The sequence below is a fragment of the Streptomyces sp. ICN903 genome, assembly GCF_022015835.1.
GTDB classification, from domain to species: domain Bacteria; phylum Actinomycetota; class Actinomycetes; order Streptomycetales; family Streptomycetaceae; genus Streptomyces; species Streptomyces fenghuangensis.
Map to the genome: position 1 here is coordinate 1 of NZ_JAKMAY010000009.1, position 13,969 is coordinate 13,969.

The window sequence follows — 13,969 nt, forward strand, 5'->3', positions numbered from 1 at the left end:
GGGCGAGGGGGCGAAGGACGGCGGGAGGTACCGAAAGCGGCCGCGCCCGCCCCGCGTGCGACACCCGGTGCGTTCCCGGGTGCCGGTGCGGGACGGCCGCGGCCGCCGGGTGGTGCGGCCGGGCGGTGGAGAGGCGGGGACGGACGGACCACCGCTCCGGCTCGTCACCGGCCGGCGGCACCGCTCGTACCGGTGCCGCCGGTGGTACGGGTTGGGAGCCCCCCGGTGCGGCCGCCGTCGACCAGACCGGACCGGGGGGCCGGCTTCATCCCCCTCGGCGGCTACTGGTCGCCGAAGAGGTCCGCGTAGGTGGCCAGGGCGAGAGCGGCGTCCGCCTGGGCCCAGAAGCGGTGGTAGGTGAACGTCGGCGCCTCGCCGCCGTTCAGGTAGCTCTCCACCTTGTTGAACTGCGGATCGTCCTCGTAGAAGGAGCGGATCGACAGGAAGGTGGAGTCGGAGTCGATCCTGTCGCCGTTGGGCATGGTGCCGGTCCAGCCCTCGGGGACGTACACCGGGTTCTCGAACCGCTCGAAGTCGGTCCGGGTCTCCTCCACGGCGATGCCCATGGCGTCCTGGTGGTGGTCCCACATGGCGTCCATCAACGCCTTGGCGGTGGTCCTGGCCTCCTCGTCGCCGGACTTGGCGGCGTAGTACATCAGGGTCTTGGCCAGGGCCGCGGTGACGCCGACGTCGGTGGAGTAGTCGCGGACCGTCACGTGCAGGTCCGAGTTGTCACCGGGGTTGGAGGGGTTCCAGGTGTCGGGCTTGCCCGACCACTGGAGGGTGGACGGGATCTGGTAGTTGCCGTCCGGGTTGACCGTCACCTCGGACAGGACCCACGGGACCCACTTGTCCAGGACCTCCTTGGCCGTGGCGTTGCCGGTCTCGTGGTAGAGCTCGGCGACGCGCTCCATCGACCAGGCCTGCATGCCGAACCACTGGTTGGACGGCGGGTCGTGGTAGACGGGCTTCTCGTCGTAGAACATGCCGTAGAAGGTGGGGGTGCCGGCCGGCGGGGTGCCGTAGTCGCCCTCCCAGCTGTTGGTCGCGCCGCCGGCGATGCCGCCCTCGTCGGACTGCAGCCAGCGGTAGAACTCGACCTGGCGCTGGAGGCTCTTCTCCCAGTCCGACACCGCGGTGGAGCCCTTGGGCCTCAGCTCCGGGACGGTGGTCAGGGCGTGGGCCGTCATCGGGTTCTGGTAGCCGAAGTGGTTGTGGCTGCTGCCGATCCGCCAGGCCCAGCCGGCGCTGGTGTCGGTGGCGCCGCCCCAGGCGTAGTACCAGGACAGCAGGTAGTGCGCGCTGTCCTTGCCGGTGCCGGCGGGGCAGGAGGTGGGACCGGTGCAGTTGCCGATCTTCTTGAAGTACTTGTCGAAGAAGGCGTAGCGCAGGTAGTCGCCCATCTTCGCGGCCTTGGACAGGGTCGCGGAGATCTCGGACTTCTTGCCCTGCTCCTCGGCCCACGTCTCGGCCCAGTAGGCGGCCTGGATGGCGCGGGCGTCGGCGTCGGGGGCGTTGGTGAACTTCCACTGCTCGGCGTAGCTGTCGTCGTCCATGAACAGGTCGAGGTACCCGTTCTCACCGCCGAAGGTGAAGTCGTCGCAGGTGGGCTGCGGGACGGTCTCCCACACCGACTCCTGCGAGCCGCGCTGGAAGGTGTTGATGTACGACGGCGCGTCCGACTCCGGTCCGCCCTGGCAGACGCTACCGGGCTCGTTGCCGTAGCCGTAGACGTTGTCCACGTCCTGCAGCCAGTGCATGCCGTAGATCTCGTCGGTGCCGTAGGCGCTGCGCAGCTCGCCCGCGATCGGGTCCCTGCCGACCGGGACGTTGCCGTCGATCGCCGACGGGTAGTCCTCGGGGGTCGGGTGCTCCGCCGCGTAGGTGGCCGGGCTGGAGGGGTCGTAGAAGCTGTTGGTCGGCTGGTCGTCGGCCGTGGGGATCATGTAGTCCTCCATGATCTGCCACGACTCGTTGAACGGGCCCCAGTCCTCGGTGACCTTGCCGTACATGGCCTGCAGCCAGATGAGGTAGCTGTACGCCTCGGAGGTCGTCTCGTGACCGTGGTCGGGGGCCTCGACCATCAGCGTCTCGACGGAGTGGTAGGGGATGCCCTCCGGGGAGAAGTACCCGTTGGCCGGGTCGAAGATCTTGTTGTAGAGCTCCAGGAAGCGGTCCTCGTACTCGCCTCCCTCGCCGGAGCCGGCGAGCTGGGTGACCGTCACCTCGGCCTCGTCGTGGCCGGGGGCGCTGATGGTGAAGGTCGCCGCTCCGGTGCCGGTGGCGTCGGCGGCGACGGTCACCTCCTGGGGGGTGTCCCAGTTGGCGGGCGTGAAGGTGAGCGAGGCGCCGTCGGCCACGGACAGACCGGTGTTCCCGCTGGTGCGCTCCACCGTCGCCGTCACGTTCGCGGACGGCTGCCTGGAGAGCTTGACGGCGAACCGGGCGGTCTCCCCCTGGCGCACGCCGAGCTGGGCCGGGGTGACGACCACGGCGGGGCCGTCGGTCACCTCGACGCCGACGGGGGTGGACTCGCTCGACATTCCGTTGGAGTCGTGGGCGACGGCGTAGAGCGAGTAGTTGCCGGCCGGGACGTCTTCCCAGTCGAAGGAGTAGGGCGCCGTGGTGTCGGTGCCCAGCAGCTCGGTGTCGCTGTAGAACTCGACCTTCTCGATGGTGGCCCCGGACTCGGTGGCCCTCGCGGTGGCCGTCAGCGGGATGGTGGCGCCCGCGGAGAAGACCGCGCCCGCTCCGGGGCTGGTCAGCGTGGCGGTGGGGGCGGAGAGGTTGCCGCCGCAGCGGGTGCCGTTGACCGAGAAGGAGGTCGGGTCGGTGTTGGTGCCGCTGTAGCTGAAGTTGGCGCCGGCGGTGACGGCCGCGCCGGCGCCGATCCTCGGGCTGTAGGTCGGGTTCCGCACCGTGACGGTGCGGCCCGACTGCGACCACCGGCCGTTCCAGCCCTGCTGGAGCCGCTGGTTGCCGCTGTAGTCGTACGTCAGGGTCCAGTCCTCGATGGCCTCGGAACCCCGGTTGGTGATGGTGACGTTGGCGGTGAAGCCGGATCCCCAGTCGTTCTTCGTGTAGTCGACGCTGCACTGGAGGGCCGCGGCCTGGGCCGTCCCGCTGAGCGCCGAGCTCATGCCCAGCGGCAGGGAGATCGCGGCGGTGGCCGCGACCAGCAGTTTTCTGGTCCTGCCTCTCGGGGGTTTCGGCGGCACGTCCGGTACCGGTAACACGCGCATGCGGGGTTCCCTCCTCGCGGCTCGGGATGTGGGGAGAGCGGCGCCCGAAGGCGCAGGGGCTGAGGAACTGAAACCAATGGGAGCGCTCCCAAGAGTCAAGGTGGACATGACACCTGTCAAGAGTCTGAACGAGATGACCCCGTCGAAGAAATTCGATCCGCCAATTACTGAACGCACTCTGGCCACAACCGGAAGTTGGCGCTACGTTCTCCTTCAACCAGTGGGAGCGCTTCCACAGTCGTGCGCCAGGGACGGCGCGTTCGACCGACCAGGAGCCGCTTCATGCACCCCCCACCGCGCCCTCGGGCGCTGACCGGCAACGCGGCGCTCCGCGCCGCCCTCCACCGCGGTACCGGCCGGCCGGTACCGCCCGGCCGACCCCCCTCCTCCCCGGGCACCGATACCGGAGCACGCTCCGGGAGGCCGTGCCCGGAGACGGGCGCGGAGCGAGGTCTCGCTCCGCGCCACGACAGCGGTCGTTCCCCACCGCGGCGGAAAGACCCCCCGTCCGGGACTCGCACCCGTGACACGACCGCACCCCCAACGCGGAGCTGGGCTCCGTCGTCATCCGGAGAACACCGGAAGGAAGAGGAAGAGATCGCATGACAGGCACCGTTAAACCGGCGCGCAGGCGCCGGACGGCGTTACTCGCCGCCAGCGCGCTGATAGGCGGCGTGCTCGGCGCGGGTGGCATGATGCAGGGCACCGCCGCGGCGGCCCCCGTCTGCACCGTGGACTACGAGGTCGTCAACGAGTGGAACTCCGGCTTCACCGCCTCGGTCAGCGTGACCAACAACGCCACCTCCGCCCTGAGCAACTGGAAGGTGGAGTGGGACTACGCCAACAGCGGCCAGAAGGCCGGTCAGGGCTGGAACGCCACCGTCTCCCAGGACGGCACGCACGTGACCGCGAGCGCTCCGTCGTGGAGCTCCACGCTGTCCGCCGGCGGTTCCGCCACCTTCGGGTTCAACGGCGTGCACTCCGGCTCCAACCCCGTGCCCGAGACGTTCACGCTCAACGGCACCACCTGCAACGTGGACGTCCAGGACCCGGACGAACCCGATGAGCCCGACGAGCCGGACGAGCCGACCGACCCGCCCGGTGACCGCGTGGACAACCCCTACGAGGGCGCCCAGGTCTACGTGAACCCCGACTGGTCCGAGCAGGCCGCCGAGAGCGGCGGCGAGGCGATCGCCGACCAGCCCACCGCCGTGTGGCTGGACCGCATCTCCGCCATCGAGTCGGGCTCCGCGGGCGAGAACACCATGGGTCTGCGCGACCACCTCGACGCGGCCCTGGAGCAGGGCGCCGACGTGCTCCAGATGGTGACCTACAACCTGCCCGGCCGCGACTGCGCCGCGCTGGCCTCCCAGGGCGAGCTCGGCCCCGACGAGATCGACCGCTACAAGAACGAGTTCATCGACCCGATCGCGGAGATCGTCGGCGACCCGAAGTACGCCGGCCTGCGCATCGTGAACATCGTCGAGATCGACTCGCTGCCGAACCTGGTCACCAACGTCAGCGGCCGGCCCACCGCCACCGAGAACTGCGACGAGATGCTGGCCAACGGCAACTACATCAAGGGCGTCGGCTACAACCTGGCCACGCTGGGCGAGTTCGACAACGTCTACAACTACATCGACATCGGCCACCACGGCTGGCTCGGCTGGGACGACAACTTCGGCGCCTCCGCCGACCTCCTCTTCGAGGCCGCCAACGCCGAGGGCGCCACTCCGGACGACGTCGCCGGCTTCGCCGCCAACGTCGCCAACTACGGCGCGCTCAAGGAGCCGCACTTCGGCATCAACGACTCGGTGAACGGCACCTCCGTGCGCCAGTCCAAGTGGGTCGACTGGAACCGCTACGTCGACGAGCAGTCCTACGCCCAGGCCTTCCGCCAGGAGGCCGTCCGGGCCGGCTTCAACTCCGACGTCGGCGTGATCATCGACACCTCCCGCAACGGCTGGGGCGGTCCGGAGCGCCCGACCGCTCCCGCCGCCAAGACCACCGTGGACGAGTTCGTCGACAACAGCCGCGTCGACCGCCGGATCCACACCGGCAACTGGTGCAACCAGGCCGGCGCCGGTCTCGGCGAGCGTCCGAAGGCGGCTCCCGCCTCCGGTATCGACGCCTACGCGTGGATCAAGCCCCCGGGGGAGTCGGACGGCTCCAGCGAGGACATCCCGAACGACGAGGGCAAGCGCGCCGACGAGATGTGCGACCCCAGCTACGAGGGCAACGTCCGCAACGGCAACAGCCCCTCGGGCGCCCTGGACGGCGCGCCGGTCTCCGGCCACTGGTTCCAGGCCCAGTTCGAGGAGCTGCTGCGCAACGCCTACCCGCCGATCGACTGATCACTGAAGTGATCGCCCGACAGCGGTAGGACGGCTCGATGGGGGGCCGGTCGGTACGTCGGCCGGCCCCTTCGCCGTGCCCGCGCGACCGCCGTGCCCGCGCGACCGCCGTGCCCGCGCGACCGCCGTGCCCGCGCGACCGCCGTGCCCGCGCGACCGCCGTGCCCGCGCGACCGGCCGGGGCCGTCGGAAGGTCGGGGGACCAGGACGTCAGGAGGAGGTCCGGCGGATCAGTTCGGTCGGCAGCACCCGGCTGGGGTGGTCCTCCCGGCCCGCCTTGCGGCCCTCGATCTGCTCCAGCAGCACCCTGGCCATCGACCGGCCCATCTCCTCCAGCGGCTGCCGCACGCTGGTCAGCGGCGGGTCCATGTGGCGGGCGACGGCCGAGTCGTCGAAACCGACCAGGGCCACGTCCTCGGGCACCCGGCGGCCGGACTCGCGCAGCACGGCACGGGCGCCCGCGGCCATCACGTCGGAGGCGCAGAAGACGGCGTCCAGGTCGGGCCGCCGCGACAGCAGCTCCCCCATGGCGCGGCGGCCGCCCTCCTCGGTGAAGTCCCCGTCGGCCACCAGCCGCCCGTCCTCCTCCAGACCCGCGGCGCGCAGCGCGTCGCGGTACCCCTGCAGGCGGCACTGGGCCACGTACATGTCCAGCGGTCCGGTGACGGTGGCCACGGCGCGCCGACCGCGGCCGATCAGGTGTTCCACCGCGGCCTGGGCGCCGCCGGTGTTGTCGCAGTCCACGTACGGCACCGACTCGTCGCCGCTGCGGCGGCCGCTGAGGACGGCGGGCATCTCGATGCTTTCCAGCAGGTCGGGCAGGGGGTCGTCGGCGTGCACGGACACCAGCAGCACGCCGTCCACCCGGTGGGCGGTGACGTACTGGGCGAAGCGGTCGCGTTCCTTGGGATTGCGGATCAGGGTCAGCAGCAGCTGCATGTCGGTGTCGGCGAGCTCGGTGCTGACGCCGCGGATGATACCGGAGAAGTAGGGCTCGGCGAACAGCCTGGTCTCGGCCTCGGGGATGACCAGCGCGATCGCGTCGGTGCTGCCCGCGGCCAGTGCCCGGGCGGCCCGGTTGGGCACGTAGCCCAGTTCGGCGATGGCCTGCTGGACGGCGGTGCGCGTCTGGTCGCTGACGTTGGCGGCGCCGTTGATCACCCGGGAGACGGTGCCGCGGCCCACCCCCGCGTAGGCGGCGACCTGCTCCAGAGTGGGCCGCTGGCCCCGCCTTCCGCTCACTGTCATGACCGCCTCCCCAAGGTGTACGGGCTCACCTGCACAGGACCGGTCGGTCCCCTGCACCAGTATCGATCAGCCACCGAAGCTAACAGCCGGATAACTGCGCCGGGTCAGTGTGTCCATTCCCTTGACACCCGCGCCAGGGAACCGCGACTCTTCAACTCATCACGTCTGGGAGCGCTCCCAAAGGACTTGGCCCATACAGAACCCGCACGTTCCAGCCCGAGCCGCAGCACCATCCGTCACCGCGGTCCCCCACACCCTTCCACGGCCGGGAGTGAAACGTCAGGGCGCTAGGAGGACGCAGTGCGCAAGACCCGCACCACCCGCCGAGCCGTGGCCGTCATGGCCGCCGCGGCGATCGGCACGAGCCTGCTCGCCGGATGCGCGAGCGACGACGACTCGGGCGAGAAGGCCGGGGGAACCGACAGCGAGGGCAGGACCGTCATCACCGTCGGCCTCTTCGGGACCTTCGGCTTCAAGGAGGCCGGGCTCTACGAGGAGTACGAGAAGCTCAACCCGAAGGTCAAGATCGAGCAGACCGTCGTCGAGCGGAACGAGAACTACTACCCGCAGCTCCTCACCCGCCTCGCCAGCAACAGCGGGCTCGCCGACATCCAGGGCATCGAGGTGGCGAACATCGCCGAGGTCGTCCAGACCCAGGCGGACAAGTTCGCCGACCTGTCCAAGGCCGGCGGAGTCTCCAAGGACGACTACTTCGACTGGAAGTGGAACCAGGCCACCACCGCCGAGGGCAAGACCATCGGCCTGGGCACCGACATCGGCCCGATGGCCATCTGCTACCGCAAGGACCACTTCGAGGCCGCCGGCCTGCCCACCGACCGCGAAGAGGTCGGGAAGCTGTGGGAGGGCGACTGGCAGAAGTACCTCGACACCGGCAAGAAGTTCATGGACAGCGCCCCCAAGGGCGTCAAGTGGGTCGACTCCGCCAGCGGCCTGTACAACGCGGCCATCTCCTCCAGCGCCACCCGCTACTACGACGAGCAGGGCGAGGTCATCTACAAGACCAACTCCGACGTCAAGGAGGCCTGGGACGTCGCCGCGGAGGCCGCCTCCGAGGACATGACCGACAAGCACGAGCTGTTCACGGACTCGTGGAACAAGGCCATGAACAACGGCACCTTCGCCACGCTCTCCTGCCCCGCCTGGATGCTCGGTTACATCCAGGACAAGGGCGGCGAGAAGGCCGAGGGCAAGTGGGACGTCGCCCCCGCGCCCAAGGCCGGCAACTGGGGCGGCTCCTTCCTCGGAGTGCCCGAGAGCAGCAAGAACAAGGAGGAGGCGATCAAGCTCGCGGCCTGGCTGACCGCCCCCACCCAGCAGGCCAAGCTCTTCGCCGAGCGCGGCAGCTTCCCCAGCGCCCCGAAGTCGTACGAGACCCCCGAGGTCGCCGAGGCCACGCACGAGTACTTCTCGGACGCTCCCATCGGTGAGATCTTCTCCAAGGCGGCCGAGGGCATCCCGACCCAGGTGATCGGCCCGAAGGACCAGGTCATCCAGGAGAACATCACCCGCAGCGGCCTCCTGCAGATGGAGCGCAGCGGTCTGTCCTCCGACAAGGCCTGGGAAGAGGCCACCAAGGCAGTCGACAACGCCCTGGACGAGTGATCGACAAGTGACCACTACCGGTTCGCCGGTGTCCGCGCCCCCCGTGAAGCAGGGGGGCGCGGCCCCGCGCCACAAACATCTCCCCTCCTCCCGCGAGGACCGGCGGCGGGCACGCCGCAGCCGCTGGTACCAGCGGGACGTGAAGTGGAGCCCCTACGGCTTCGTCGCCCCGTTCTTCCTCTTCTTCGGGGCCTTCAGCCTCTTCCCGCTGCTCTACACGGGCTGGGCGTCGCTGCACAAGGTGTCGCTGACGGCCCCCACCGACATGGAGTGGGCCGGGCTGCACAACTTCACCCGGCTGCTCGAGGACGAGTTCTTCTGGAACGCCCTGCGCAACACCTTCAGCATCGGGATCATCTCCACCGTGCCCCAGTTGCTGATCGCGCTCGGGCTGGCCCATCTGCTGAACTACAAGCTGCGCGGCGCCACGTTCTACCGCGTGGCCATGCTGGCTCCCTACGCCACCTCGGTGGCCGCGGCGACCCTCGTCTTCGTCGTGCTCTTCGGCCGTGACTACGGCATGATCAACTGGTTCCTGGGGTTCGTCGGGATCGACCCCGTCAACTGGCACGAGGGCATGACCTCCCACTTCGCGATCTCCGCGATCGTGATCTGGCGCTGGACCGGCTACAACACCCTCATCTACCTCGCCGCCATGCAGGCGGTTCCCAAGGACCTGTACGAGTCGGCGGCGCTGGACGGCGCCTCGCGCTGGCAGCAGTTCGTCCACGTCACCATCCCCGCGCTCCGGCCGACGATCCTGTTCACGGTCGTCGTCTCCACCATCGGCGCGACACAGCTGTTCGGCGAGCCCCTGCTGTTCAACCCCGGCGGCGGCGCGAACGGCGGTCCGGCCCACCAGTACCAGACCCTGGGCCTGTACCTGTACGAGCAGGGCTGGGTCAACCTGCACCTGGGCCGGGCCTCGGCCATCGCCTGGATGATGTTCCTGATCCTGGTGCTGATCGCGCTGGTCAACTGGCTGATCTCGCGCGGCATGCAGAAGCGGGAGCTGGGCCGCAAGACCGCGAGGAGGCGCTCATGAGCGTGCTGGACTCCGACCGCGCGACACCCGCGCGGACGGCACCCGAACCCGGCGGGGCGGACCACCGCACCGGCCGCGGCCGTCCGCGTACGCGGGGACGGGCCGGCGGCGCCGGAGGCACGCTGCACGGTGGCAAGCTGACGTACGCGGTGCTGTTCCTCGTCACCGCGATCGCGCTCTTCCCGCTGTTCTGGACGGCCGTGGCCGCCTCCCGGAACAACACCCGGCTCGCGGAGATGCCGCCGCCCTTCTGGTTCGGCGGCAACCTCTTCAAGAACCTGGAGATCGCCTGGACCGACGCCAACATGGGTCTGGCGCTGCTCAACACCACCATCGTCGCCGGGTCCATCGCGGTCGGCACCGTGCTGTTCGGGACGATCGCCGGGTTCGCTTTCGCCAAACTGCGGTTCCGTTTCCGGAACCTGCTGCTGATGCTGACGATCGGCACCATGATGGTGCCGCCGCAGCTCAGCGTGGTGCCGCTGTTCATGGCGATCGCGGAACTGGAGTGGACCAACCAGCTCCAGGCCGTCATCCTGCCGACCTTCGTCAGTGCCTTCGGCGTGTTCTTCATGCGGCAGTACCTGCTGGAGGCGCTGCCGACCGAGCTGATCGAGGCCGCGCGGGTGGACGGCGCGAGCAGTCTGCGCATCGTGTGGCACGTGGTCTTCCCCGCCGCCCGGCCCGCGATGGCCGTGCTCGGCATGCTGACCTTCGTGATGGCCTGGAACGACTTCTTCTGGCCGATCATCGCGCTGACGCAGCAGAACCCGACCGTCCAGGTCGCCCTGACCGGTCTGGGCCGGGGCTACATACCCGACCAGTCGGTGATCATGGCCGGCGCGCTGCTGGGCACCCTGCCGCTGCTGCTGATCCTGACCGTCTTCGGCAAGCAGATCGTCGGCGGCATCATGCAGGGGGCGGTCAAGGGCTGACCGGCAGCCCTTCCCGTCCCCCAGCCCCCACCACGTCATCCCCTTCCGTACAACCATCGATGGGAGCGCTCCCATATGAGCCATTCCTCCTTCCCCGCCGGCTTCCTGTTCGGCTCGGCCACCTCCGCCTACCAGATCGAGGGCGCCGCCGCCGAGGACGGCCGCACGCCGTCCATCTGGGACACCTTCTGCCACACCCCCGGCAAGGTGCTCGGAGGCGACACCGGCGACGTGGCCGTGGACCACTACCACCGCTGGCGCGACGACGTCCAGCTCATGGCGGACCTCAACCTCAACGCCTACCGCTTCTCCATCTCCTGGTCCCGCGTCCAGCCCACCGGCCGCGGCCCCGCCGTCCAGCGCGGCCTGGACTTCTACCGCTCACTGGTGGACGAGCTGCTGGCCAAGGGCATCACCCCCTGGATCACGCTGTACCACTGGGACCTGCCGCAGGAGCTGGAGGACGCCGGCGGCTGGCCGGAGCGCGCCACCGCCGAGCGGTTCGCCGAGTACGCCTCCCTGGTCGCCGGCGCGCTCGGCGACCGTGTGGAGCGCTGGACCACCCTCAACGAACCCTGGTGCTCGGCCTACCTCGGCTACGGCTCGGGCGTCCACGCCCCCGGCCGCACCGACCACGCCGACGTGCTGCGCGCCGCCCACCACCTCAACCTCGCCCACGGGCTGGGCACCCAGGCCCTGCGCGCCGCCCTCCCCGGCCGCGCGCAGATCGGCGTCAGCATCAACCCGGCCGCCGTCCGGGCCCTCACCGACGACCCCGCCGACCTGGACGCCAGGCGGCGCATCGACGCCCTGGCCAACCGGATCTTCGACGGCCCGATGCTGCGCGGGGTGTACGACGAGGACCTGATCCAGGACACCTCGCGCCTGACGGACTGGAGCTTCGTCAAGGACGGCGACCTGGCCGACATCCACCAGCCGCTGGACGCCCTGGGCATCAACTACTACACCCCCACCCTGGTCTCGGCCTCCGCCGACCGGAAGCTGCCGCGCCGGGACGGGCACGGCGGCGGCGAGCAGTCCCCCTGGCCGGCCTCGGAGGACATCGCCTTCCACCAGACCCCCGGCGAGACCACCGACATGGGCTGGACGATCGACCCCACCGGTCTGCACGACCTGCTCATGCGCTACCACCGCGAGACCGGCGGCATCCCGCTCTACATCACCGAGAACGGCATGGCCTGCGACGACAAGCCGTCCCCCGACGGCACCGTCCACGACCCCGACCGCATCGCCTACCTCCACAGCCACCTGGACACCGTCCGGCGGGCGATCGCCGACGGCGCCGACGTACGCGGCTACTTCCTGTGGTCCCTGCTGGACAACTTCGAGTGGGCGTACGGCTACAGCAAGCGCTTCGGCACGGTGTACGTGGACTTCGAGTCCCTGGCGCGCGTCCCCAAGTCCAGCGCCCGGTGGTACGCCGAGGTCGCCCGGACCGGCGAACTCCCCGCCGCGGCCGAGGCACTGGACGCCGTGGACGCCGTGGGGGACCCGGTGGCCGACTGAGGCACCCCGCGGCCGGACGGTCTGACCGGAGGGCCTGACCGGGGCAGACCGGAACGCGCCGGCCGGACCGGCTGAGGCGGACCGGGCGGGGCGCAGCGGGCGTGGGGGGTGGAGACCGCTGCGCCCCGCCTGCCGTGGGGGGTGGCTGGTTCACGGGGGCCGGCTCCCGCCGGCCGACGGGGACCGGCGCGGCCGGGGCGGAAGGTTCAGCGGGGAGGCGGCTCGGCGCCCTCCCGCGCCCCGTCGGCCGCGGCTGACGGATCGGCGGTGGACGGATCGGCGGCGGCCGCGGCGGACGGCGCGGAGCCCGGCTCCGCCGTCGCCGTACCGGCCAGGATCAGCCCGCCGGCCGCCACGATCGCCGCCACGGCCGCGTCGGCGATCGGCTGCCGCCGCCCGCCCGGGCGGCGCCACTGTGCGGCGATGCTCCTCATGGCACTCCTGCCTCGATCCAGGGGGAACGTGGACAGGGAGCACGCTAGCGAGGCGGATTCCGGCGAACCACCCGTTCCGGGCAGGCGTCCGGGAACTTATGGCTCCCTTAAGGCCGGTCTACGGAACGGCTGAGGAATCACCACTTTCGGCGCGCGCCCCGTCGCACTCTGTGCCCGCGCCGGCGGCTCGCTCCGCCGGCGGACCCCCCGTCCGAGGACAGCAGGAGCCGTACCTCCGCCCCGCCGAGCACCGAGCGCCCGATCCGCACGTCGCCGCCGGTGGACTCCGCCACCCGCCGCACGATGTCCAGGCCCAGGCCCGTGGAACCGGGCCCGCCGTCGCCGTGGCCGCGGCGCAGCGCCGCGTCGGGGTCGTCGATGCCGGGCCCCGCGTCGGAGACCAGCACGATCACCGAGTCGCCGGCGGCCGAGCGGTGGACGTCCACGGCGAAGGCGGTGCCCTCCGGGGTGTGGCGGAAGACGTTGCCGAGCAGCGCGTCGAGGGCGGCGGCGAGGTCGGCGCGGGCCACGGGGACGCGCACCGGCTCCTCGACCCCGGCCAGTTCCGCCTCGCGGCCCTCGTCCTCGGCGAGCGCGGACCAGAAGTCCATCCGCTCCCGGATCACCTCGCAGGCGTCGCAGCAGGCGCCGCCGCCCGGTGCGTCCGGCGGCTGGGTCCGCTGCTCGCGCGCGGTGCGGATGATGTGGTCCACCTCCCGCTCCAGCTGCGCGACGGCCGCGCGCGTCTGCTCGGCGGCGTCGCCGTCGCCGAGCGAGGCGGTGTTGAGGCGGAGCACGGTCAGGGGGGTGCGCAGCCGGTGGGAGAGATCGGCCGCCAGCTCCCTCTCGTTGGCGAGCAGTTGGGCGACCTGGTCGGCCATCGAGTTGAACGCGGCGGCGGCCAGGCGCAGTTCGGCGGGCCCCTCCACCGGAACCCGCACCGCCAGCCGCCCCGCGCCCAGTTCCCTCGCGGCCCCGGCCAGCCGCTCGGCGGCGCCCACCATGCGGGTGCCGAGCCGGTCGGCGATGACGACGGACGCCGCGACGAGCGCCAGGCCGGTGCCGGCCAGGACGAGCCAGGCGGTGGTGACACCGCCCGTGACCTCCTCCTCGGGCACGAACACCTCGACGACGGCAGACCGTTCGGTGGTGACCGGCTGGAGCAGCACGAAGCCGCCCTCGACGGGCACGACGGCCGCCCCCTCCAGAGGGGCCGCGGACCTCAGCCTCTCCTCGGTCAGGCGGCGTTCACCGATCTCGGCACTCCCGTCCTCCCGGTCCGGGGGCGCGTACACGGCGATCCGCCCGGCGGCCTGCGCAGGCATGCTGGCCAGCCCGCGCTGGAGCGGGCCCCGGTCGCCGCCGGTGGCGGCGAGCAGGTGGGTGACGGAGGCGGCCAGCCGCTCGGCCCCCGTGAAGGCCCGGTCGCGGGCCATCTCCTTGACCACCAGTGCCAGGGGCACGGCGAAGGCCACCACGACCATCGCGGTCACGGCGATGCACACCTTGACCAGCGCCCGCCTCATTGGCCCCTCCCCTCTCCCGCCCGCCACCGCCCCGG

The 13,969-nt window shown here is 71.0% G+C and carries 9 protein-coding genes; 5 read left to right on the plus strand and 4 right to left on the minus strand.

Going from position 1 to position 13,969, the window contains the following annotated elements:
• Positions 1-281 precede the first annotated feature (281 nt).
• On the minus strand, positions 282-3,242 hold the full coding sequence (locus L7D48_RS01905) for a glycoside hydrolase family 48 protein (RefSeq protein WP_374490640.1): 2,961 nt from the start codon (positions 3,240-3,242) through the stop codon (positions 282-284).
• A gap of 602 nt (positions 3,243-3,844) precedes the next feature.
• Between L7D48_RS01905 and L7D48_RS01910 the strand changes: the two genes are divergently transcribed.
• Positions 3,845-5,596, plus strand: coding sequence for a glycoside hydrolase family 6 protein (locus L7D48_RS01910; RefSeq protein ID WP_237876735.1), 1,752 nt, complete (start codon positions 3,845-3,847; stop codon positions 5,594-5,596).
• Between the two features lie 210 nt (positions 5,597-5,806).
• On the opposite strand, the gene L7D48_RS01915 is transcribed toward L7D48_RS01910, so the two are convergent.
• Complete coding sequence (locus L7D48_RS01915; protein ID WP_237876738.1) at positions 5,807-6,844, minus strand: LacI family DNA-binding transcriptional regulator; 1,038 nt, start codon at positions 6,842-6,844, stop codon at positions 5,807-5,809.
• Between the two features lie 339 nt (positions 6,845-7,183).
• On the opposite strand from L7D48_RS01915, the gene L7D48_RS01920 reads away from it, so the two are divergent.
• From L7D48_RS01920 to L7D48_RS01935, 4 genes are all read left to right on the plus strand, one after another.
• Positions 7,184-8,467: an extracellular solute-binding protein gene (locus L7D48_RS01920; RefSeq protein WP_237876792.1), complete on the plus strand. Its 1,284-nt coding sequence runs from the start codon at positions 7,184-7,186 to the stop codon at positions 8,465-8,467.
• A gap of 28 nt (positions 8,468-8,495) precedes the next feature.
• The gene (locus L7D48_RS01925) at positions 8,496-9,512 is read left to right on the plus strand and encodes a carbohydrate ABC transporter permease (protein ID WP_374490643.1); all 1,017 of its coding nucleotides are present in this window, start codon (positions 8,496-8,498) and stop codon (positions 9,510-9,512) included.
• Positions 9,509-10,447, plus strand: coding sequence for a carbohydrate ABC transporter permease (locus L7D48_RS01930; protein ID WP_237876740.1), 939 nt, complete (start codon positions 9,509-9,511; stop codon positions 10,445-10,447). Before L7D48_RS01925 ends, L7D48_RS01930 begins: the two co-directional genes overlap by 4 nt.
• 75 nt (positions 10,448-10,522) lie before the next feature.
• Positions 10,523-11,974, plus strand: coding sequence for a GH1 family beta-glucosidase (locus tag L7D48_RS01935; RefSeq protein WP_237876742.1), 1,452 nt, complete (start codon positions 10,523-10,525; stop codon positions 11,972-11,974).
• Positions 11,975-12,180: 206 nt separating this feature from the next.
• On the opposite strand, the gene L7D48_RS01940 is transcribed toward L7D48_RS01935, so the two are convergent.
• Positions 12,181-12,408 carry a hypothetical protein gene (locus L7D48_RS01940; RefSeq protein WP_237876744.1) on the minus strand — a complete coding sequence of 76 codons (228 nt, stop codon included), beginning with the start codon at positions 12,406-12,408 and terminating at the stop codon, positions 12,181-12,183.
• Positions 12,409-12,545: 137 nt separating this feature from the next.
• Entirely contained in the window at positions 12,546-13,934 is a 1,389-nt protein-coding gene (locus L7D48_RS01945; protein ID WP_237876746.1) for a HAMP domain-containing sensor histidine kinase, read from the minus strand.
• Positions 13,935-13,969: the final 35 nt, after the last annotated feature.

What these genes read in the sequence shown, in the direction of transcription:
- L7D48_RS01905 (WP_374490640.1), bottom strand. Translation starts at nt 3,242, where the DNA reads ATGCGCGTGTTACCGGTACCGGACGTGCCGCCGAAACCCCCGAGAGGC.
- L7D48_RS01910 (WP_237876735.1), top strand. Translation starts at nt 3,845, where the DNA reads ATGACAGGCACCGTTAAACCGGCGCGCAGGCGCCGGACGGCGTTACTC.
- L7D48_RS01915 (WP_237876738.1), bottom strand. Translation starts at nt 6,844, where the DNA reads ATGACAGTGAGCGGAAGGCGGGGCCAGCGGCCCACTCTGGAGCAGGTC.
- L7D48_RS01920 (WP_237876792.1), top strand. Translation starts at nt 7,184, where the DNA reads ATGGCCGCCGCGGCGATCGGCACGAGCCTGCTCGCCGGATGCGCGAGC.
- L7D48_RS01930 (WP_237876740.1), top strand. Translation starts at nt 9,509, where the DNA reads ATGAGCGTGCTGGACTCCGACCGCGCGACACCCGCGCGGACGGCACCC.
- L7D48_RS01935 (WP_237876742.1), top strand. Translation starts at nt 10,523, where the DNA reads ATGAGCCATTCCTCCTTCCCCGCCGGCTTCCTGTTCGGCTCGGCCACC.
- L7D48_RS01940 (WP_237876744.1), bottom strand. Translation starts at nt 12,408, where the DNA reads ATGAGGAGCATCGCCGCACAGTGGCGCCGCCCGGGCGGGCGGCGGCAG.
- L7D48_RS01945 (WP_237876746.1), bottom strand. Translation starts at nt 13,934, where the DNA reads ATGAGGCGGGCGCTGGTCAAGGTGTGCATCGCCGTGACCGCGATGGTC.